General features: G+C 58.3%; 23 protein-coding genes and 1 tRNA gene. 10 read left to right on the top strand and 14 right to left on the bottom strand.

Annotation, left to right across the window (positions count from 1 at the left end; translation table 11 throughout):
• Window positions 1-51: 51 nt before the first annotated feature.
• Window positions 52-687 (bottom strand): methyltransferase, encoded by a 636-nt coding sequence (locus tag A0251_RS06730; RefSeq protein WP_062816094.1) that lies wholly within the window; start codon window positions 685-687, stop codon window positions 52-54.
• A 96-nt stretch (window positions 688-783) separates the two neighbouring features.
• Here A0251_RS06730 and A0251_RS06725 point away from each other — a divergent pair, with 96 nt between their 5' ends.
• Entirely contained in the window at window positions 784-2070 is a 1287-nt protein-coding gene (locus tag A0251_RS06725; protein ID WP_231874181.1) for an AarF/ABC1/UbiB kinase family protein, read from the top strand.
• 47 nt (window positions 2071-2117) lie between these two features.
• Here the strand turns inward: A0251_RS06725 and A0251_RS06720 are convergent, their stop codons facing one another.
• The 3 genes from A0251_RS06720 to rimO all read right to left on the bottom strand — a co-directional run bounded on the left by A0251_RS06720 (window position 2118) and on the right by rimO (window position 5367).
• Entirely contained in the window at window positions 2118-3068 is a 951-nt protein-coding gene (locus tag A0251_RS06720) for an alpha/beta fold hydrolase (RefSeq protein WP_062816329.1), read from the bottom strand.
• Between the two features lie 123 nt (window positions 3069-3191).
• The gene (locus A0251_RS06715; protein ID WP_062816093.1) at window positions 3192-4037 is read right to left on the bottom strand and encodes a DMT family transporter; all 846 of its coding nucleotides are present in this window, start codon (window positions 4035-4037) and stop codon (window positions 3192-3194) included.
• A gap of 4 nt (window positions 4038-4041) precedes the next feature.
• Window positions 4042-5367 (bottom strand): 30S ribosomal protein S12 methylthiotransferase RimO, encoded by a 1326-nt coding sequence (gene rimO, locus A0251_RS06710; RefSeq protein WP_062816092.1) that lies wholly within the window; start codon window positions 5365-5367, stop codon window positions 4042-4044.
• A 130-nt stretch (window positions 5368-5497) separates the two neighbouring features.
• On the opposite strand from rimO, the gene thpR reads away from it, so the two are divergent.
• Both thpR and A0251_RS06700 read left to right on the top strand, forming a co-directional pair.
• Window positions 5498-6004 carry an RNA 2',3'-cyclic phosphodiesterase gene (gene thpR / locus A0251_RS06705; protein ID WP_062816091.1) on the top strand — a complete coding sequence of 169 codons (507 nt, stop codon included), beginning with the start codon at window positions 5498-5500 and terminating at the stop codon, window positions 6002-6004.
• Window positions 6005-6095: 91 nt separating this feature from the next.
• Complete coding sequence (locus A0251_RS06700) at window positions 6096-6725, top strand: YbhB/YbcL family Raf kinase inhibitor-like protein (protein WP_062816090.1); 630 nt, start codon at window positions 6096-6098, stop codon at window positions 6723-6725.
• Window positions 6726-6798: 73 nt separating this feature from the next.
• Here the strand turns inward: A0251_RS06700 and A0251_RS06695 are convergent.
• A tRNA-Pro gene (locus tag A0251_RS06695) sits at window positions 6799-6875 on the bottom strand.
• 142 nt (window positions 6876-7017) lie between these two features.
• Here A0251_RS06695 and A0251_RS06690 point away from each other — a divergent pair.
• Window positions 7018-8124: a methyltransferase gene (locus tag A0251_RS06690; protein ID WP_062816328.1), complete on the top strand. Its 1107-nt coding sequence runs from the start codon at window positions 7018-7020 to the stop codon at window positions 8122-8124.
• A 104-nt stretch (window positions 8125-8228) separates the two neighbouring features.
• Here A0251_RS06690 and mtnC read toward each other — a convergent pair whose 3' ends face one another.
• The 5 genes from mtnC to A0251_RS06665 all read right to left on the bottom strand — a co-directional run bounded on the left by mtnC (window position 8229) and on the right by A0251_RS06665 (window position 11756).
• A complete protein-coding gene (gene mtnC / locus A0251_RS06685) occupies window positions 8229-8903 on the bottom strand; it encodes an acireductone synthase (RefSeq protein ID WP_062816089.1) in 675 nt (224 codons plus the stop codon).
• A gap of 192 nt (window positions 8904-9095) precedes the next feature.
• Window positions 9096-9638, bottom strand: coding sequence for an acireductone dioxygenase (locus A0251_RS06680; protein WP_062816088.1), 543 nt, complete (start codon window positions 9636-9638; stop codon window positions 9096-9098).
• A 4-nt stretch (window positions 9639-9642) separates the two neighbouring features.
• On the bottom strand, window positions 9643-10278 hold the full coding sequence (locus A0251_RS06675; protein WP_062816087.1) for a methylthioribulose 1-phosphate dehydratase: 636 nt from the start codon (window positions 10276-10278) through the stop codon (window positions 9643-9645).
• Between the two features lie 4 nt (window positions 10279-10282).
• A complete protein-coding gene (gene mtnA / locus A0251_RS06670) occupies window positions 10283-11311 on the bottom strand; it encodes an S-methyl-5-thioribose-1-phosphate isomerase (protein WP_062816086.1) in 1029 nt (342 codons plus the stop codon).
• Window positions 11301-11756: a PGPGW domain-containing protein gene (locus A0251_RS06665; RefSeq protein ID WP_062816085.1), complete on the bottom strand. Its 456-nt coding sequence runs from the start codon at window positions 11754-11756 to the stop codon at window positions 11301-11303. Before A0251_RS06665 ends, mtnA begins: the two co-directional genes overlap by 11 nt.
• A 121-nt stretch (window positions 11757-11877) precedes the next feature.
• On the opposite strand from A0251_RS06665, the gene A0251_RS06660 reads away from it, so the two are divergent.
• Window positions 11878-12351 carry a DUF2489 domain-containing protein gene (locus A0251_RS06660; RefSeq protein ID WP_062816084.1) on the top strand — a complete coding sequence of 158 codons (474 nt, stop codon included), beginning with the start codon at window positions 11878-11880 and terminating at the stop codon, window positions 12349-12351.
• A gap of 60 nt (window positions 12352-12411) precedes the next feature.
• On the opposite strand, the gene A0251_RS06655 is transcribed toward A0251_RS06660, so the two are convergent.
• Entirely contained in the window at window positions 12412-13149 is a 738-nt protein-coding gene (locus A0251_RS06655) for a DUF3108 domain-containing protein (protein ID WP_062816083.1), read from the bottom strand.
• A 28-nt stretch (window positions 13150-13177) separates the two neighbouring features.
• Between A0251_RS06655 and A0251_RS06650 the strand changes: the two genes are divergently transcribed.
• Together A0251_RS06650 and A0251_RS06645 are read left to right on the top strand one after the other, a co-directional pair.
• Window positions 13178-13855: a hypothetical protein gene (locus A0251_RS06650; protein ID WP_062816082.1), complete on the top strand. Its 678-nt coding sequence runs from the start codon at window positions 13178-13180 to the stop codon at window positions 13853-13855.
• The gene (locus tag A0251_RS06645; protein ID WP_231866101.1) at window positions 13845-14234 is read left to right on the top strand and encodes a PilZ domain-containing protein; all 390 of its coding nucleotides are present in this window, start codon (window positions 13845-13847) and stop codon (window positions 14232-14234) included. Before A0251_RS06650 ends, A0251_RS06645 begins: the two co-directional genes overlap by 11 nt.
• Window positions 14235-14291: 57 nt before the next feature.
• On the opposite strand, the gene A0251_RS06640 is transcribed toward A0251_RS06645, so the two are convergent.
• Window positions 14292-14921: a hypothetical protein gene (locus tag A0251_RS06640; protein WP_062816081.1), complete on the bottom strand. Its 630-nt coding sequence runs from the start codon at window positions 14919-14921 to the stop codon at window positions 14292-14294.
• A gap of 389 nt (window positions 14922-15310) precedes the next feature.
• On the opposite strand from A0251_RS06640, the gene A0251_RS06635 reads away from it, so the two are divergent.
• Window positions 15311-16228, top strand: coding sequence for a 5'-nucleotidase (locus A0251_RS06635; protein WP_062816080.1), 918 nt, complete (start codon window positions 15311-15313; stop codon window positions 16226-16228).
• Window positions 16229-16314: 86 nt separating this feature from the next.
• Here the strand turns inward: A0251_RS06635 and A0251_RS06630 are convergent, their stop codons facing one another.
• Window positions 16315-17112: a sulfite exporter TauE/SafE family protein gene (locus A0251_RS06630; protein WP_062816079.1), complete on the bottom strand. Its 798-nt coding sequence runs from the start codon at window positions 17110-17112 to the stop codon at window positions 16315-16317.
• Window positions 17113-17282: 170 nt separating this feature from the next.
• Between A0251_RS06630 and cysB the strand changes: the two genes are divergently transcribed.
• A complete protein-coding gene (gene cysB, locus A0251_RS06625) occupies window positions 17283-18257 on the top strand; it encodes an HTH-type transcriptional regulator CysB (RefSeq protein ID WP_062816078.1) in 975 nt (324 codons plus the stop codon).
• 199 nt (window positions 18258-18456) lie between these two features.
• Window positions 18457-19074: a bifunctional phosphoserine phosphatase/homoserine phosphotransferase ThrH gene (gene thrH / locus A0251_RS06620; protein ID WP_062816077.1), complete on the top strand. Its 618-nt coding sequence runs from the start codon at window positions 18457-18459 to the stop codon at window positions 19072-19074.
• 90 nt (window positions 19075-19164) lie between these two features.
• Here the strand turns inward: thrH and pabB are convergent, their stop codons facing one another.
• Window positions 19165-20319, bottom strand: coding sequence for an aminodeoxychorismate synthase component I (gene pabB / locus A0251_RS06615; RefSeq protein ID WP_062816076.1), 1155 nt, complete (start codon window positions 20317-20319; stop codon window positions 19165-19167).
• Window positions 20320-20605: the final 286 nt, after the last annotated feature.

Raw genomic sequence — 20605 nt, 5'->3', positions numbered from 1 at the left:
GTTGTCACTTCCATTCAGCGTGGAAACAACATGGTGGCGATGGGCAAAAAATCAATTGTTGATGATCAACAGGTCGGCTGACAGGGATTTCGGGGTTTTGGTGCGGCGCTCCACCACACGGGCGTCCATCCCCGCATTCTCACACTTTTCTGCCAGGGCATAGAAGGGGGAACGTCCCGGGTCGGCAATGATTACCTGCTTGACCCCGCTGCGAAGTCCCCGGCGTATCAGGTTGAAGAGCACCGGGGTCAGTTCATCCCAGAAGCAGATATCGGCGCCAGCGATAATATCCACGTCCGCCAGCCGCTTTTTAGTGAGTTTTTCAAAGCGATCCTGCTGCCGGGTTATCTGGACCTTGTTGATCTGGGCATGTAAATCCAGATAGGGGAACACGTCCGGGTCCGCATCCACAGCGGTGACCCGGCAGCCGAAACGTTTGGCGGCAAAGATCGACAGGGGCCCCCAGCCGCAACCGATATCCATCATGTGCTCATCGGCGGACACTTTTCGTCGCGTCAGATGGTCCATGATCAGGAAGCTGGAGTTCCAGACCTTGTTGCCATGAATGGACGGTGTGTGATTGGCACGTTTCAGGCGGCGGATTTCCCGGTGGCCGGAACGCAGCAGGGTGATGCCGCGAGTGCGAATGGTATGCGGCTCTCCGGCGCGTATAACTGTTCCTGACATAATCGCTCACCAGCGGCAAAGCTAGAAACAGTAAGGTCAAGCCCGGCGGGATTCAAGCCGTATTATGCAGGCATACTATGGGCAGACAGTTTCTGGATGAATAACCATAACGATTACACCCAGATGATGAGAGAAAGTATTGCCGGTGTCAGTGGTCTCGCCGCCGGAAGAACCCGTTATTTACGTGCCCTGACAGCCATGTCTCGAGTAGCGGCTGTCTATGCCGGTGGGGTTGGCAAGGACGACCGACATCAACGGCATTGCCGGGGCGCAGATATCCTGGCGGCTCTGTGTCGTCGTAATGGGGCGTTCTGGGTCAAGGCGGCCCAGTTCTTCAGTTGCCGACCGGACGTGCTGCCGCAGGAATATATTGAAGCGTTTCAGGCGTTGCAGAATGACGCGGCGCCGGTTTCCTTTGCGCGCATCGAAAAGGTGTTGAGGAAATCCTGGGGCAGGGACTGGCGTGAGCGGTTTCGCTGGATTGAAGAAACCCCGGTGGCGGTAGCATCCATAGCCCAGGTGCATCGCGCACGCCTGGAGGATGGTACGGATGTGGCCGTGAAAGTGCGCCTGCCCGGTGTCAGCAAGCTGTTCGAGCAGGATGCAAAGGTATTTCAGGTTCTGGCGGCGATTGCGGCGCCCCGATTCCGTGAGTTCGATCTCAAACAGGCCATCGAGCAACTGTTGATCATGACTGCCATGGAATTGGATTTTCGTAACGAGGCCGCCAATACCCGGCGCTTTTCCCGCCAGCCCCATCATGACCGCATCCGTATTCCTGATTTGATCGACGGGCTGTGCTCGGAACGGATTCTGGTTACCAGCTGGGAGCAGGGCCAGCGATTGCGCAACCATCTGGATGCAAATCCGGAACAGGCAAAAGATCTGCTCTCGGTGCTGTTGACCAGCTACCTGCAGCAGGTGACCCGTTTCGGGGTCTACCAGGCGGACCCGCACCCGGGGAATTTTCTGGTCAACGATCAGGGCCAGGTAGTGATACTGGATTTTGGCGCCATCGGGGTGCTGACGCCGGATCAGGTCCGTCGCTACTCACGACTGCTTTACGGTCTGATGGGCTTTGAGGGCGAGGTGGATATTGGCGAACTCTTTGTCCAGGCCGGTTTTAAAGGCGGGAGCCCGGAAACACTGAAAGAGCTGGCACTCTTTGTGCTGACTGACAAGGTCAATCAGCAGGGGCCGGTGGCGGCCATGGGCGAGCTGATGCAGCGGTTCCGGGAGGAGCGAATCAGTATTCCCGATTCCTATATCGGCATCTCCCGGGTGTTGATTACCCTGGGGGGCTTTCTGATGAGTTATCAGGTGCCCTTTGACTGGACCCCGCCAGAGCAGCGGCGGGTGCCGTCAAAGGGAGCCTCTGAATGACGTTTTCCTGGCTCCGTCTTTCAGGCAGGCTCCCCGGTCGGATCAGATCAGGATTCCGGCTGGGCCTCACGCCAGAACACCCGGAACGCGTCGGCACTTTTGGTGGGCGCTTCTGCCATGGGCACATGGCCAATGCCATCCAGAATCACTGCCCGAGCACGGGGTAACGCTTCCAGGAACGCCTCCACGTTGTCCACGCCCAGCAGTCGGTCTTCACGGCCCCAGAGAATCAGCGCCGGCTGATTCAGGGTCGTCAGTGTACCGGTGCCCTCAAGGCTCATGCCCGGGTCCGTGTCCATGTCTTGCCAGATCTTGTCCGCCACCGGGGCATTCTCGGCCTTTTTTGCGCCCATGATGTCGATAAAGAATTCGGGAATATAAGGGGCATCTTCCATGGCCCATTTGAGCGTGGTGTGGAACTGTTCAGGGCTACGAGGGATCAGGGGATTGCTGTCACTGGAGGCGAGAATAGCCTTGAATTCCTCCGTCTGGCGGGTCAGACCGGCGGAATCCACCAGCCCCATGGAAAGCACCCGCTGCGGTGCTGCCTGCGCCAGCGCCAGGGTGATGGCGCCGCCCATGGAATTGCCGGCCACGTGATAAGCCGGAATTTCCAGGGTTTCCATCAGGTTAACCAGACGCTCGGCCTGTGCGGCCATGGTGTAGTCCAGAGTGGTAGTGCGAGTGGTTTCACCGTGGCCTGGCAGATCCGGCACCACAAAGTGGAAGTCGCCTTCCAGTTCGTTGACAAAGCGCACCCAGTTACTGGAATCGGCGCCAAAGCCGTGAATCAGCAGTACCACCGGCTTGTCTTGCTGGCCTTCACTGCGCAACAGGTGCCATTGAATGCCGTCTGCGGTCTCCACAGTCTGATCTGTGAGGCCAGCACGGCTTTTTTCCAGACCCAGGCCGGTTTCGTAGGCCCATTTTGCCAGGCCGTCACAGCCGGAAAGAAGAAGGGTGCTGACTAACAGCAGGCTGAGTTTGAATGTGTGCATGCAGGAATCCCGTTTGTTGTTTTGCCGAGCCATGAGGATAGGGGATTTTGTGGTCGAGTGTCCTTCCCTGCGGGCCAATATACCGTGCGTCGTTAATGGTTCTGAAGGCAGCCAGCAAAGACCCTATCGACTCTTCAGATTCCAGACACCGGCGGCGACAATCAGCAGCGTGCCAATGAGGGTGGTCAGGATCAGGGTCTCTCCCCAGAACATCCAGCCGAGCAGAGCAGCCCAGACTACGGAGGAATAGTTGTAGACGCCTACCTGGCCCGGACGGGCGATTTGATAGGCGGTGGTCATGGCATATTGCCCGCCGGTGGCCACCAGGCCGATGCCGAACAGCCACAGATAATCCGTGCCAACAGGCAAGGTGCTGGCCCAGGGCAGGGGCAGGGCGGAAAACAGGGTGGCGAACAGGGCAAAGTAAAACACCACGCGCTGGGCCGGTTCCGATACCGCCATACGCCGAATGCTCACCTTGGCCACGCTCATGATGGCGGCACCGGCCAATGCCACCCACATCACCGGGTTCACGCTGCCACTGCCCACATCCATGATCACCGCAACCCCGGCAAACCCGCCGATGATGGCCAGCCAGGTGTGCAGACTGATGACTTCGCGCAGCCATAACCAGGCCACGATGGGCAGGAAAAACGGCACGGTCATCTTCACCAGTACGGCTTCCGCCAGGGCAATATGCCCGATGGTGTAGAAAAAGCAGAACATGGCGGTGACGCCGGTGAAGCCGCGGATCATGTGCAGATGCAGAAAGCGGGTGCGCAGCTGGCCGAAGCCGCCACGGGAGGCAATGATCGGAATCAGAATCAGCAGGCCGAACAGATTGCGGGCAAACACGATCACCTCGGTATCGAGGTGATCGGACAGGTGCTTGATCATGGCGGCCATGACCGCCAGCAGGCCCTCGCCAAGGACCAGTAGCAGGGCGCCTTTAAGAGGCTGGTCGTTCACGGGATTACTGGCTGGCCGGCAAGGGAGTGCCCCACAGGTCGTGCTCGTCAGCGTGTTCGATATTGACCTTCAGGCGCTGGCCAGGTTTCAGATCGCTTTCCCCGTTGAGATAGACTAGCCCGTCGATTTCCGGGGCATCCGCCTGGGAGCGGGCAATGGCGCCTTCCTCATCCACTTCGTCCACCAGGACTTCCAGGGTACGGCCGATTTTCTTTTGCAGCTTGGCAGCACTGATGCGTGCCTGCACATTCATGAACCGCTCGCGGCGCTCTTCCGCCACGTCCGGGTCCACCGGGTCGGGCAGGGCGTTGGCCGGCGCGCCTTCCACCGGGGAGTAGGTGAAACAACCCACACGGTCCAACTGGGCCTCCTCCAGCCAGTCCAGCAGTATTTCGAAATCCGCGTCGGTTTCACCGGGGAAGCCGGTGATGAAAGTACTGCGCAGGGTAATATCCGGGCAGATTTCCCGCCAGCGACGAATGCGTTCCAGGGTGTTTTCGGCATGGGCTGGGCGCTTCATGTTCTTGAGAACACTGGGGCTGGCATGCTGAAAAGGAATATCCAGATAAGGAAGGATATGACCTTCGGCCATCATCGGGATGATGTCGTCCACATGCGGGTAGGGGTACACATAGTGCAGTCGTACCCAGGCACCCAGTTGGCCCAGCGCCTGACACATCTCCAGCATGCGGGTCTTTACCGGCATCCCTTGCCAGAACCCGGTCTGGTACTTGCGGTCCACTCCGTAGGCGCTGGTGTCCTGGCTGATAACCAGTAACTCCTGAACACCGGATTTCACCAGTCGTTCGGCCTCATCCATTACATCGCCAATGGGCCGTGAATCCAGTTTGCCACGCATGCTGGGGATAATGCAGAAACTGCACTTGTGATTGCAGCCTTCGGAAATTTTCAGATACGCGTAGTGACGGGGTGTCAGCTTGATGCCCTGTGGCGGCACCAGGTCCAGGAAGGGGTCGTGGTTCTGGCTGGGTGGCACCACCTGGTGAACCGCGTTGACCACCTGTTCATATTGCTGGGGGCCTGTGACAGAGAGTACCGAGGGATGCACCTTGCGGATGGTATCCTCTTCCACGCCCATGCAACCGGTGACAATGACCTTGCCATTTTCGCTCAGGGCTTCACCAATGGTTTCCAGGGACTCGGCCTTGGCATCGTCGATAAAACCACAGGTGTTGACCACCACCACATCCGCATCGTCGTAACTGGGTGTGACCTCGTAGCCTTCCGTGCGAAGCTGGGTCAGAATACGTTCAGAGTCCACCAGGGCCTTGGGGCAACCCAGGCTGATGAAACCGACTTTACCGGACATAGTGATACCTCGAGATTGGCTACCGTTCGCTGATGGCTGACACTGGCTGGGCGAACGGGGGCGCAATTCTACCGCCGTCACCGCTTTGAAGCCATGCCACAGGGCTGGTCTATCAGACAGGAGGTTTTTGATGCGCTGTTTTGTCGGCGTACCGGTGACCGGGCCCCTGGCCCGGGAATGCAAGGAGCTTGCCCTGGGGTTGCCGCGTGCCACCCCTCGACCCAATCTGCACATGACGTTGGCCTTTCTGGGGCAGTGCACCCCGGCTGGAGTGGGCCGGCTGTCTGCAGAATTACGGTCGTTGGCCGACCGCTTTGCGGCCTTTGACCTGACCTTTGATCGTTGTGAACCCTTCCCCGCAGAACAGGGTCCATTCCTGGCGCTGACCGCTACCTGTTCAGAGGCGCTCAGCGCGCTGCATGAGGGGCTATGGGAATGTCTTGGCCGACAGGGCATTGATCGCGAACAGCGCGCCTTTCGCCCGCACATTACCCTGGCGAAGCCGGGGCTGGCCCTTGCGACGCAAACCGGCGCCTGGCAGTTGACCGTAGATCAATTATGTTTGTACCAGAGTGAGTTGATCCAGGGGGAGGTTCCTACCTATCGGCCTCTCTCCCAGCACCCTTTGGCGGGGTGACAGGAATCGGAATGAGGGATTGCCGGTTGAATTTTTCCTCGGCACCTGCAAGGTTGGAGCCTCTGCAAAACCGGACCCAAGGAGTCTTACCATGGAGCTAGTCAGTAACAGTCTCACCGATCAGGCTCCCATAGCTGAAAAGTTTGCCTTTGCGGTGATTGACCCGGACAACCATGTGGCCTTGTCCAGCAACATCAATCCTCATCTGGCCTGGAAAGGCGAGCCTCCAGGAACCCGTTCCTTCGCGGTGATCTGTCACGACCCGGATGTGCCCAGCGCCGGGGACGATGTGAACCAGGAAGACCGTGAGGTGCCTGCGGACTTGCCCCGGGTGGATTTTTATCACTGGACCCTTTTCGATATTCCCGCAGACCAGAGCGAAATCATGGAAGGCAGCCATTGTGAGGGGATCACCCCGCGGGGCAAGTCGGGACCGTCTGCTCCCCAGGGGCTGCGACATGGTCTCAATGACTACACCAGCTGGTTCGCCGGCGATGGTGAGATGGAGGGGAACTATTTCGGTTATGACGGCCCCTGTCCGCCCTGGAACGACAGTATCGTTCATCGCTACGTCTTTACTGTCTATGCCCTGGATGTGGACAAGCTGCCGGTGGCAGATGACATGAGCGGAGCGGCGATTGTGGCCGCCCTTGAGGGGCATGTGCTGGACAAGGCCAGTATCACGGTGAGCTACACACTGAATCCGCGACTGGCTGACTGAACCTGCCATGTGCAGACACAAAAAAGGCCGCTTTCGCGGCCTTTTTTGTAGACCCTTCGGCGAGGGTCTGAATTGGTCGGAATAGCAGGATTCGAACCTGCGACCCCTACGTCCCGAACGTAGTGCTCTACCAGGCTGAGCTATATTCCGGATCTTGTGCTGGCGCATTCTAGCAGCGAAATTTCAAAATACCATACCTAAATAACCGTCGCCGGCCTGTTTGCGCAGATTCTGGTCAACGACGGGCAGGGCAGGCAGAATGCGCCGCCTGAACGACACAACCGGGAACGGTATGACAACCTTTGAGCACCCCTGGGGCCGATTGACACTGCAGCGCTGGCCCCGACGCCGCAATGACCCTCTGCAAGCCTGGGATAATGCGGATCTCTACCTGCTGAATACCTTGAAAGCGCGGGCGCTTGGGCCGTCCACGCTGGTGGTGAATGACCAGCAGGGAGCATTGGCATTGGCGTCACTTCAGCAGGGGCCTGTGGTGAGTACCGGCGATTCTTTTCTGGCCCGGCGGGCCCGCTGTCATAACCGGGATCTGAACGGGCTGCCGGAGGAGGGGAGGCATCTGTGGCCCTTCGATCCTCTCCCGGAGTCTCCGGATCAGGTGATCATGCGGGTTCCCAAGTCATTGGCATTACTGGAATGGCAGTTGCAGTGGCTGAGTGAGCAGCTGGCAAAAGACACGCCGGTCTGGCTGTCGGGGATGGACAAGCACCTGCCTCGCCAGCTGGTGCCGTTGATGCAACTGTATCTGGGCAATGGTCGGGCAGAGCTGGGCTGGAAAAAAGCCCGCTTGTTCAGTGCCGTGGCGCCTGGTGAGCGGCTGGCCGAGGCGCCGTACCCCACCGCGGTGGAGGGCCCCATGGGGCCGTTGACGGTGCATGCGGGCGTGTTTGCCCAGCAGCAGCTGGATATCGGGGCGCGGTTTTTCCTCGAGCACCTTCCCGGCACTCTGTCAGCGGGGACCAAGGTGGCGGATCTTGGCTGCGGCAACGGGGTGATCGGGCTGTCGCTGCTTCAGGCACACCCGAGCAGTCATCTGGTGTTCTGCGACGAATCCTGGCTGGCCCTGCAAAGCGCCCGTGACAATGTGGCCAGGTATTGCCCGGAAAGCACCTGCGACTTTCATCTTGGTGATGGCCTGGCCGAGTACGATGAGCGTTTTGATCTGATCCTTCTCAACCCGCCGTTTCATGAAGGGCATGTGGTCGGTGATCACGTGGCGCGGCGGTTGTTCCGGCAATCGAAACAGGCGCTGAACACTGGCGGAGAACTGCGGGTGATCGGTAATCGCCATCTGGGCTACCACAAATTACTGGGCAAGCTGTTTGGCAAGGTAGAGGTGTTGGGCAGCAACCAGAAATTCGTCGTTTGGCGCTGTTCGTAGGGTGCATTGAGCCTAGGGCGAACTGCACCGAACCGGCGCTCGAATGGTGCAGTTCGCTTTAGGCTCAGTGCACCCTGCATTTTCCGATTCCCCGTTGTGCGGCCCTATAGGGCGATTTCTTCAAACGAGCTCACTACCCGGTGCTGGCTTTCCCCCTGACTGCCTTCCCGGTCCAGTCGGATTGTCTGGAATCCCGCTTCCGCGGCCGCATCAAGCTCTGCTTCTATATCCGACAGGAACAGTAATTGTTCCGCCGGCAAACCGATGGCCTGCTGAATCGTGCGGTAGCTGTCTACTTCCTGTTTATGGCCGGAGGTGGTGTCGAAATAGCCGCAGAGCAGGGCGGTCAGGTCCCCCGCATCGCTATAGCCGAAGAACAGCTGCTGGGCGGCAATGGAACCGGAAGAATAGACATACAGGTCCAGTCCCTGCTGCTTCCAGGCTCGCAGGGCCGCGGCGGTATCCGGGTAGAGGTGAGCGGTGTAATCCCCATTTTGATAGCCGGCCTTCCAGATCATTCCCTGCAGGGCTTTTAGCGGTGTGGCCTTGCGGTCCTCGCTGATCCACTGCTGGAAGAGGGCATTGGCGGCGGCCGGACTGCCCAGACTCTGGCCGCTTTCCTGCTCGGCCGCTCGCAGCTGAGCCTGTACCTCCGGTTTGTCCCAGTGCGTTTCCAGAAACGCCGGAAGTTGCCTGGCAGCATAGGGAAACAGCACTTCCTTGACGAAGGAAATGCTGCTGGTGGTGCCTTCAATGTCGGTGACAATTGCCTTGATCATGGGGATCCTTACTTTCAAGCCTCAACAGGCTCTGCAGGGGCGGAGCGTTGCGAACAAGCACTGAAGTGACGAGTGACCCGGTGCAAGTTTCGAAAGGCAAAGGTCTGATGCTCGTGCTTGGATTTCGCAACTCGCAACTCGCAACTCAATCGCTTCGCGACTCAAGCGTCGCTCCTGCAGGCAGCGAGGGGATTAGCCCAAACGGTTGAACCGCTGTGCGATATCGCTACCGGTAAAATTGGCCACCCAGCCCTCCGGATTATTGAACAGGCGGATGGCCACGAAGCGCGGATTGGGCCCCATATCAAACCAGTGCGGCGTGTTGGCAGGAACGCTGATCAGGTCCCCCTTGGTGCAGAGCACCTCGTAGACCCGCTCGCCGATGTGCAGGGTAAACAGGCCCTGACCTTCCACGAAAAAACGTACCTCGTCTTCACTGTGTCGATGTTCTTCCAGAAACTTCTGACGGAAAGCCGCCTTTTCCGGGTGATCGGGCACCATGCTGACCACGTCCACAGTCTGGTAGCCTTCTTCCGCGATCAAGCGATCGATATCTGCCTTGTAGGCGGCAATCACTTCTTCCTGCTGCGGATTATCCGACAACTCTTGTGTGGCCTGCCATTGCTCATAGCGAATGCCTGCATCGGCCAACACTTTGGCCATGGCTGCCTTGTCAGTCAGGTGTTGTTCAAGGGTGTCAGGCTGACTGTCTTGAAAGATTTTCAGTTCGCTCATGGGGTCATACTCCTTGCAAACGGCGACGATCCAGCTCTACGGCGAGCAAGGTCTCCAGCGCTTCAAGTTGACGGTAACAGGTGGGTAAATCCCGTGCCCAGGTGTAAAGGCCATGACCGCGGATCAGATAGGCGTGGCTAATGCCATCGTCCGCCATGGCGGCATCCACCTGATCGGCCAGGGTGGCGATATCCTGGGTATTATCAAACACAGGAATCCGTAGCCGGCTGTCATGGGTGGTATAGCCGTCCAGAGCCTTGAGCAGCTCATAGCCTTCCAGGGTGATGCTGTTGGCAGGCCAGTGCATGGTCAGCACAGTACTGGCATGGCTGTGGGTATGCAGGACAGCCCCCACGTTGTCATGGCGACGGTAAAGCTGGGTGTGCAGCAGGGTTTCGGCCGAGGGTTTGCCGTCGCTGACGGCCTGGCCATCCATGTCCACGGCCATGATATCGGTTTCCTGCAGCAGGCCCTTGTCCTTGCCGGAACGGGTAATGGCGGCATGGGTGGCATTCAGGCGCACGGAGTAGTTGCTACTGGTGGCCGGCGACCAGCCATGTTGATAGATACGCTGTCCCACGGCGGCCAGAGCCCGGGCAGCTTCACGGTAATCGGCAGTAGAGTAGGGGCGATCAGTCATGCGGTTATCCACGAAGATGGGCCATCAGTGTAGCGGTGCTGGGGTTCTGGATCACGCCTCGCTCGGTGACGATGGCGGAGATCAACGCAGCCGGGGTCACATCAAACGCCGGGTTGTACACGGGACAATGGGCCGGCGCCAGGGTCTTGCCTTGAATGCTGCGGACTTCGCTAGCGTCGCGCTCTTCGATGACAATATGGCTGCCGTCCGGGAGTTCCGCATCCAGAGTCGACAATGGCGCTGCCACGATAAAAGGAATGCCATGGTGACGCGCCAGTACGGCCAGATTGTAGGTGCCGATCTTGTTGGCCGTATCGCCATTGGCGGTAATGCGGTCTGCGCCCACGATCACGGCCTGTATTTTGCCCTGCTGCATGAGCTGACCTGCGGCACTGTCTGCCACCAGGGTAACGGGAATGCCGTCGTTGAGCAGTTCCCAGCTGGTCAGGCGGCTGCCTTGCAACCAGGGCCGGGTTTCTCCGGCGTAGACTCCCTGCAGGTTTCCCCGCGCCCACGCCGTACGGATGATGCCGAGCGCTGTCCCATGGCCGCCGGTCGCCAGGGCTCCGGTGTTGCAGTGCGTGTAGACGCTGGCGTTGTCTGGAAGCAGGTCGGCACCCAGCTCGCCCATGCGCTGATTGGCTGCCAGGTCGTCCTCGTGAATGGCCTGGGCGTCCGCTTTCAGGGCGTTGACCAGGGCTTGCCCGGACTGATCAGCGGCCAGCGTCTGCAGGCGCTCCAGGGCCCAGAACAGGTTGACGGCGGTTGGCCGGCTGGCGGCGAGAGTGGCGATGGCCGGGGCCAGCGTCGCTGCGGATGCACTATCACCCAGGCGTGCGGCTTCCAGTGCCAGGCCATAGGCGGCGGTAATGCCGATGGCAGGTGCGCCGCGGACCACCATGTCCCGAATGGCGCTGGCGGCATCATCGCTGCCATGCACAGGCAGCCAAACGGTTTCCGCGGGCAGTCGCCGCTGATCCAGTAACTCAAGGTGGTCGTCATGCCAACGGATGGCAGCGCTGTTAATCGCCATCAGTGATGTCCTCGTCATGTCCGTCAGGGTGTTTCAGCGGTGTTCTGTGGTATTTGCGACGTATCCAGTTGGCAGCCCGGAACACGCCAGGGCGGCGCATGATAGCGCGTTCCAAACGGTATTTCCCTGGAAAGGTGCTGGCCATCAGGGCGATCAGAATGGTGAGCAGCCCTTGCCCGGGAAGCACCAGCATCAGGATGCCGGCTACCAGCAATACTACCGCGATCACGTTTCGAATCACCCAGAAAAACCAGGCAAGAGGGCCGCGATTGGCGTGTGGCAAGTAGCTCTCGGTGAAGTAATCCGCAGGCATGCGCAGCAGCAGCCAGGGAATGGCAACACAGGAGGCCAGAGCCATGACAAACCCGGTGATTGTGAGTGCTGGCACCCAGGGTTCCAATTGCTGGGCCAATGGCGCCAGCCAGGCAGGTAACTCTGCGTTCAATGGGCCTCCGGTTTGCGGTGCTGTGCAGAGAGAGTGTGCCGCGTACAATGCGGCTATGCTCGGGGATTTTCAATCCCGCAAATGTCACTTTTATCCTCACATACCCCTAGGAGAATCTGTTATGGCCCAGGCCGGACAACTCATACTGGCAGCGCTCATCGGGCTGTTGATTGGCGCTGCGCTGGGTTTGGGGCTCTGGCGGTTATGGTTGGCCCGTCGCCAGGCAAGGGAAACGCGAGCCCAGCAGGTGCATATCATTGAAAGCCTGGAGGTGTTGTGTCGCGCCGTAGAGCAGAAACAGGTGGAGCTGAGTGAAGCCTCCATTCGCATCAGTGCGTTGCTTGACTGCCTGCCTGACAGCATTGAACCGAAGGTAGACCTTGCGGCCATTCACCAGTTTGCCGAGACGTGCCGCCAGTTTGACCGTGGTGAGCAGCGGCAGGAACTCACGCCGCGAGCCCGTTTTCAGCAGGACTCCCGTCGCTGGCAAATGGAAGAGGACCAGAATGAAGTGATCAATCAGGCGACCCGGCGTTTGGCCAAGGTGCTGCCGGCCTGGCGCAGTGGTTTGGGAATCCGGGGAGGCGCTGAATAATGCCTGGCTTACCCGGTCTTTCAGGCTGGGCACGCAGGGCGTTATTCCGTGGCTACCGGGTTACGGGGTGCTGGCGAGATATCTGAATGAGGTCATTTCAATACGCCCCCGTACGAACAGATTCTCCTGATGATCCATGCGGACCATGAAGTAATCCAGCTCTCTGGCGGCCCAGAATCGTGAACGTTTACTGCGCTCAGGGTAGTCCCTCTCTATGCTGGCTGCATCCCACTCGCCAGCGGGGGTCTCCAGGATTTCCTCACCTAAAGAGCGGTACTGATAGTGCGTCATGCCATCAGGTTCCGCCACCTGGTAGCTGAAGGCGGTATCGCCTCTGGCCATATTGCAGCGTGCCATCATGGCCACGCTGAGTGCATCCAGAGCATTGTCCACTAAAGGGTAAACGGCCTTGCTTCCTTGCGCTTCGCCTTCTTTCCAGTCAAAGCGGATTTCGCCTTCCCGACGCATGCCAAAACCGGCGCTGGCATGGCGATAGTGGTACGGACGGGCACTACAGTCATGCCAGCGGAAGGTGGCAATTTCTTCATGTTGGAATAGCCGATTTTCAATTTGGAAGTGCAGTTGGTAATCCTGATCACTCTGCGTCAGGCGAATGGTGGCATCGAGGCCTAGCGGGATACCATTGACGACAACCCGGTACTGGGCTTCAGCGGGTTGCAGTGTCATCGGGAAGGAGGAGGTGGGGGTCTCTGCTTCCGCAAAAAGTGACTGGGACGCCAGAAGAACCAGGCCCGTCAGCAGCCGTAAGGGCCTGAAAATTACAGTAAGATTCGCCACTTTCCCTGTGTCCGCCAGTTAAACGAGTATGGATCATAGCACGCTACACATTACCTTCGAGGCATCACCACCACTTCAGCAATCCATTGAGCAATTTATTGATGGCATGCTGGCTGCCCCGCATCGTTGTCATCTGGAACAACTGGATGCGCTGGTCGCGCCTTTTGTTGATGAGGTGCTGTCGGTGTTTTTCAAAGGTCCCCTTGAAGCCGCCCAAGCAAAGGGTGCTTCGGCAAGGCTGATTCTAGGTGCCATGCGTGTCATCAACCGCTCGGCGGACAGTCTTGTTGGACGGTTGCTGAAAAATACCTCCGTCGCTGAACAGCTTGCCCTGGCGCGGTACTTCTCCAATTTGCGCCATTATCAGCAGGACAGGCTGTATGTGGCCTATCCGCTATGCCCATCGATGGCTGAAAAAGCCAGTCTGGTGTTCCAGGCCAGCCTGCAGGGTGAGGAGGACATGGCGGCACTGCTTGACGTGTTGCAGGCCATCAATGACGGGGCGATCACTCATTTTATGGATAACTCTGTGTGTTGTCTGACATTGGGACGAGTAAACCGTGCACTCGTCGCCGCTGCTCGTGTTACAATTTGTAAAGCTACAGCGTCCGCCACCCACAAAGGGCTGCCGGGCATGGAGGCCAGCGCCAGGAAGGCGGTGGTACATTATTTTGATCAGATGCTGATACGGTTCGATGATGGATAGCAGGGAAAATCGCGGCGCCAATCGTCGCAAGCTGGCACGAATCCACACCCAGATGCGGGTGGACATCTTTCGACATCGCCTGATTGGTGGGTGGCGCTTTCTCACCCGCGCCAAGGCCATGGACTATAACCGTTACGGCGTTGGACTGACGTCTCCGGTGAGTCTGTCGCCGGGAACCCGCCTCAAGCTGGATCTCTATGCGCCGGGAATGATCCTGCGACAGGTCTCTGCCGAGGTGGTCAGTTGCCAGCGGGTAGGGCAGGCGTACCGTATTGGGCTTCGCACCTATTCCAATCTGCGTGAACTGGCGGGCGATGCTCGCCAGCATCAGATTCGCTATCTGGCAGGTATGGAAGAACAGCTTTTACCCCAAGGGTAACCGCTTCATGAAACCAAAAAAGCCGCCCTTGGGCGGCTTTTTTGGTTTCGGGGCAGCCTAGCTGCCGGAGGAGGGCGCTGCTGCTTTCTTCTTGGCAGGTGCGCGCTTGGCAGCCGCTTTTTTCTTGGTTGCTGCTTTCTTGGCGGGGGCCTTTTTGGCAGCGGCTTTCTTTTTCGCAGGTGCCTTGCGAGTGGCGGCTTTCTTCGTTGCAGCGGCCTTTTTCTTGGCAGGTGCCTTGCGGGCAGCTGCCTTCTTGGGGGCGACTTTGCGCTCGATTTCCTTGGCACGCTTTTCCAGGTCTTTTTCGTACTGGCCGATCACCCGTGACAGGCTGTGTGCCTGTTTGGCGGTGGCTTTCAGCACGCGAACCTCGGTTTCCAGAATACGCTTGCGGCCTTCTGAGGCTTCAACCTGCTTGCGGGCATCCTCGGCTGCCTTGCGAGCCCGCTCAATCTGCTTCTTGACGGTAGCAGTGGCTCGTTCACGGTATTCAGCCTGGAGCTTTTCAAGCTTGGCGAAGTACTCCCGTTGGCGCTTCATTTCCTGGTTCAGGCGATCGCGCACCTTCTCCAGTTGTTTCTCAAGTTGACTGATCTGTTTCTCGCGTTCCTTGTCGAAGCGCTCAGCCAGCTTGCGAATCTGAGCCTGAAGTTCCTCGACAGTATCTTTCACCTTGCTAGCAGCCATGGATGACTCCCTTTCCCCTTCGGATTGTTCGTAGTGGCTTTGTGCCGGAGAGCAGCAATGCCCTGTTTCAATGCTAACGTGCAACGCCGTTGCTGTAGCAACTTTATGCCACATCCCAGCACTGAACAACCATTGATCAATTTCCTGATCATGCTAATGGCAATTTTTCTCTGCCAGTGACCATTTTCAATGCCGGCTGAGGAGCCGCTGAATCACTCCTGTGTACTCATCGTTTCCTCCTGGCTGCGGTCTCTGCTCTTTGGGTAAAGATCGTGAACCAGACTGAAAGGTTAAGCATGCAGGGAGTGATAAGGAGGCTGCCCAAGGCCGGTTGCGAATTGCCCAACGGCACAGGATACTGAGCTAAATACACTGACATGAGAGCCATGATGCCGGTTTCCTTTGATGGCAAGTTGGTTGTAGCGATCAGCTCACGCGCCCTGTTCAACCTGGCTGACAGCCATCGGGTCTATCTGGAAGAGGGGCTTGAGGCCTTTCAGGATTACCAGACCCGCCACGAGGATGATGTACTGGAACCGGGGGATGCCTTCCCTCTGGTGCAGAAATTGCTGGCCATCAATGAGCTGAAGGAAGGCAAGGGCCGGGTGGAAGTGATTCTGTTGTCACGCAACAGTTCGGACACCGGGCTGCGGGTCTTCAATTCCATTGAACACTACGGGCTGCCCATTACCCGCGCCGCCTTTGCCGGGGGGCAGAGCCCTCACCGCTATGTTTCTGCATTCGGCGCCCATCTGTTTCTCTCTACTGATCCGGATGATGTGCAGCAGGTGCTGGAAGCCGGTTACGCTGCCGCGACGATCCTTTCCGGTGGGCAGTGCCAGCGCCCGGATGGCATTCTGCGGATCGCCTTTGACGGCGATGCCGTGTTGTTTTCCGATGAGTCTGAACAGATTTTCCAGAGTGATGGACTGGAAGCCTTTACCGAAAACGAGAAACGTTCTGCCCGTCAGCCCTTGGACGGAGGGCCCTTCAAACCCTTCCTGGCTGCATTGCATCAATTGCAGACCAGCTTTCCCGTTGCGACCTGCCCAATCCGGACCGCCCTTGTGACGGCCCGTGGAGCGCCGGCTCACGAGCGGGTGGTACGGACACTGCGGGACTGGAATATCCGTCTTGATGAAAGCCTGTTTCTGGGAGGGTTGCCGAAAGGGGATTTTCTGCGAGCTTTTGGGGCAGATGTGTTCTTTGACGATCAGCAGGGCCATTGCGAATCCGCCGCTCGTCATGTGGCCGCAGGACATGTTCCCCACGGGGTCGCCAACCGGCGTAAAACCGGAGAAAGTTGACTTCCCTGCGGCAGAGGTCTGGTCCTTTGCCAAAACGACTTGCGAAAGCTATTCCCTGCGCTGATGGGAGTTGTCCTGGCCGCCCGTCAAAACACCGCATATTTGACTCCCAACGCCAACAACACTGTGACCAACAGTGGATGCATGATGTGGCTGGGGACCCGGTGACCCACATGGGTGCCGATGTAAATTGCCGGCAGGGACCCCATCAGCAGAGCTAACAGCAGACCCGGATCCACATGACCAAGAGCCAAGTGGCCCAGGCCAGCAACGAGAGTCAGCGGGACCGCATGGGCCAGATCGGTGCCCACCACTTTAACGGGTGCCAGGGCAGGGTAGAGAATCAGCAAGACGGCTGTACCGATGGCGCCGGCACCCACAGAGGACAGGGTTACGAAAACCCCCAGCAGAATCCCCATGGCCACCGTCCATGCCCCGGCCCGCTGTTGTACGGACCCCATAAAGCTGGCCGATTGCGGGTTCGCCAGGGCCTGCAGACGATGCTTGAACAGTAGCACCAGAGCGGTGACGATCAGGGTTATGCCTAATGCCGTTGTCAGTAACGGGGCATAGTCACCCGCATCAGACGCCAGTAACCACAGCGTTGCAGCGGTGAGCAAGGCGGCCGGGATGCTGCCGGCTGCCATGCGCTTCAAAATGGTCCAGTCCACGTTGCCGCGGCGGGCATGCATCACCATACCCGAAGATTTGGTTATAGCGGCGTAAAGCAGGTCGGTGCCAATGGCAACCTGGGGCGGGAAACCAAACAGGAGCAGTAGTGGCGTCATCAACGATCCGCCTCCGACTCCGGTCAGGCCAACGGCAAAACCGACCAGGGCACCGGCGCCTATATAGAGAAGCAGCTCCGGTTGCAGTAGCGGCATAAAGTACTCCATATGGGAGAAAGACTTGACGGAGACACTGTAAAGACGGTTATCTATGCTTTGAACGAATAATTATTCATATTTTTATAACCAGGTTAGGTTGTCGTTACGAAAACCCCACACCGGGTGGCGACGGATCCGGGAGCCGTGTTCCGATTGCGGAGGCAAGGATGAAATTGCAGCAATTACGCTACATTTGGGAAGTGGCCCGCCATGATCTGAATGTATCTGCCACTGCCGCGGCCCTTTTCACGTCCCAGCCGGGAATCAGCAAGCAGATTCGCATGCTTGAGGATGAACTCGGCGTCGAAGTCTTTGCCCGCAGCGGCAAGCATTTGACCCATATCACCCCGGCAGGCCAGGCGATTCTGAAGATTGCCGGAGAGATTCTTCAGCAGACTGAATCGATTCGTCGTGTTTCCCAGGAATTCCGTGATGAATCCCGGGGTGAACTGAGCATCGCCACTACCCATACCCAGGCCCGTTATGCGCTGCCGCCGGTGATACAGCAGTTCACCGGGCGTTTCCCGGATGTTTCCCTGCATATGCATCAGGGCACGCCGATGCAGATTTCCGAGATGGCCGCCAATGGCAGCGTGGATTTCGCCATTGCCACGGAAGCCCTGGATCTGTTCACGGACCTGGTCATGATGCCCTGTTATCGCTGGAACCGAACCGTGGTGGTGCCGGAGGGTCACCCGCTGACCAAGGTCAAACCGTTGACCCTGGAAGCGCTGGCGGAGTACCCCATTGTCACCTATGTGTTCGGTTTCACGGGGCGCAGCAAGCTGGACGATGCCTTTGTCGACAAGGGGCTGGAACCGAAGGTGGTGTTCACCGCTGCAGATGCGGACGTGATCAAAACCTACGTCCGCCTGGGCATGGGGGTGGGTATCATCGCCCATATGGCCGTGGACCCGGTGGAGGACAAGGGCCTGGTCGCGCTGGATGCCGGTCATCTGTTCGAATCCAGCACCACGCGCATCGGTTTCCGTAAGGGCACCTTCCTGCGCGGGTTCATGTATGACTTTCTGGAAGCCTTCGCTCCTCATCTCACCCGTGATCAGGTGGATGCCGCCATCAAGGCCCCCAACCGGGAAGAAAGAGAGGCGCTGTTCGAGGGCATTGAGTTGCCCATACGCTAATCCCTCAGAACCGCTTACGGTTTCCATTCGTGTTGTCCTGCCTGAAAGGGAAGAGTCCCGGCAGCACTGGCGGCCTTCCCGTGCCAGCCTGGCCAGCAAGGCCCTCACAGGTTAAGCCAAGCTGAATGTGGCCAGTCGTTGCAAAGCGCATCGCCCGCCGCTACATTGTGCGCGCCTTATTCACCCAAAGGGGAAAACCGTGGAATTGCTGTGCCTGGACCTGGAAGGGGTGTTGATCCCCGAAATCTGGATCAACTTTGCGGAAAAGACCGGTATTGAGGAGCTTCGAGCCACCACCCGGGATATTCCGGACTATGACGAGTTGATGCGGATGCGCCTGCGGCTGCTGGACGAACACGGCTATGGCCTGCCGGATATTCAGGCGGTTATTGATACCCTGGAGCCTCTGGAAGGTGCCAGGGAGTTTGTCGAGTGGGCTCGCGAGAACTTCCAGCTGATCATTCTTTCCGACACCTTCTACGAGTTCGCCAGGCCGCTGATGAAGAAGCTTGGCTGGCCGACCCTGTTCTGCCATCGCCTGGAAGTGGACGGCAATGGCCGGATCACCGACTATAAATTGCGCCAGAAAGACCCCAAACGGGCATCCATCAAGGCATTTCATTCCCTGAATTACCACTGTATCGCGGCAGGTGACTCCTACAACGACACCACCATGCTGTCAGAGGCGGAGCAGGGGATCCTGTTTCATGCTCCCGACAATGTGATCGCCGAATTTCCCCAGTTCCCTGCCGTGCACAGCTATGAGGACCTGAAGAAGGAAATCGTCAAGGCCAGCCCCCGGGATATCCCGCTGTAACACAGTGGCCCTGGCCAGGATGGCAGAGTCAAAAAAGCCGCGCCCAATTCTGGGCGCGACTTTTTTGAGGGTGGAATGCAACGCTGCTTTCTAGAGAAATCGTTCCTCCAGTGCGCCCATCAGCTTGGCGACCTTAAAGCGGCTTTCCTCATATTCGGCCTCTGGCACTGAATCGAACACAATCCCCCCTCCGCCATGGCAGTAGAGCCTGTCACCTTCGGTCTGCAGCGTGCGAATCAGGATGTTGCTGTCCAGATTGCCCTGGTTGTCCATCCAGAAGAAGCTGCCGCAATAGGCGCCGCGGGGCACGGGTTCCAGCTCGGCAATTATCTCCATGGCCCGTTTCTTCGGGGCGCCGGTAATGGAGCCACCGGGAAAAGCGCCGAGCAGGGCGTCCAGGGGAGACAGGTCCTGGCGCAGGGTGCCGGTCACGGTGCTGACCAGATGCTGAACATTGCTGAAACGCCGTAACTCGAAGAGTGGGTCGGCCTGGACGCTGCCCGGTTCACAGCAGATTCCCAGGTCATTGCGCAGCAGATCCACAATCATCAGGTTTTCGGCCCGATCCTTCGGGTTGGACAGCAGTTCCGCACCGAACGCCTGGTCTTCCTCAGGGGTTGTCCCTCGTGGCCGCGATCCCTTGATCGGTTCGGTCACTACCTGCCTGCCGCGGATGGACAAGAACCGTTCAGGCGAGACACCGAATACCTGGTTATCACCCGTATCAAAGTAACAACTGTGCGGGGCAGGGTGGGCGTCGCGCAATCCCAGCCAGGCAACCAGGGGATTCCCCGTGAATTCGGTGCAGAAGCGCTGGGACAGATTGACCTGGTAGCAGTCCCCGGCGGACAGGTAGTCCTTGATCTGACTCAGGCTATGCAGATATTGCTCCCGGCGTTGCTCCTCCCGAAAGGTTCCACAGAGGCTGAACTGGCCTTTGAGAGCGGCTTCTGAACCGCTTACGGCCGTTGGCAATTCCCGGTAAAGGTGGATCACTGCAGGCATCACCGAAGGGGCAGACCTGCCAGTCTCGGTCACGGCGGACGTTGCGCTAACCTCTCTTAACCAGGCGCCGGCCTCATAGGGCAGGATCCCGGCTGCAAAAAGAAACCCGTCAGCCAGCGCCTCTTGAGTGTCAGTCACACAGCGCATGAGTTCCGCCTTGTTGTTGGCAGTTAACGTCAGATCCGGTCGCTGGAGCGCGACCAGACCGTCTGTGCTATTAAAGAGGCAGCTCGGTGTCATTGCTGTAACCCGGTGAAAGTGCGAGCTAGTCTACCTGCCATGGTCGGACTTGCCCAACCTTGTTACCGCGCGTAACAGGTAGACTTATTCTTTTTTCCTGTTTACATGCGTTCATGGCTGTGACTGTGGTTCCAATAACAATATTAGTTATTAAAAACAGATAGATACGAGCTTATTCTGGTAACAACAACTTTTGTAACGGGAGCATTTGTTTTTGTAACTGTTGTGTTAACTTAGAGGCGTGCCCTGACAAGCGTGGCACCCGAACGATTACAACAAAACGTTG

It is taken from the genome of Alcanivorax sp. NBRC 102024, assembly GCF_001602235.1.
In the GTDB taxonomy this organism is placed as follows: Bacteria; Pseudomonadota; Gammaproteobacteria; order Pseudomonadales; family Alcanivoracaceae; genus Alcanivorax.
This window is presented reverse-complemented; position numbering and strand designations above follow the sequence as displayed.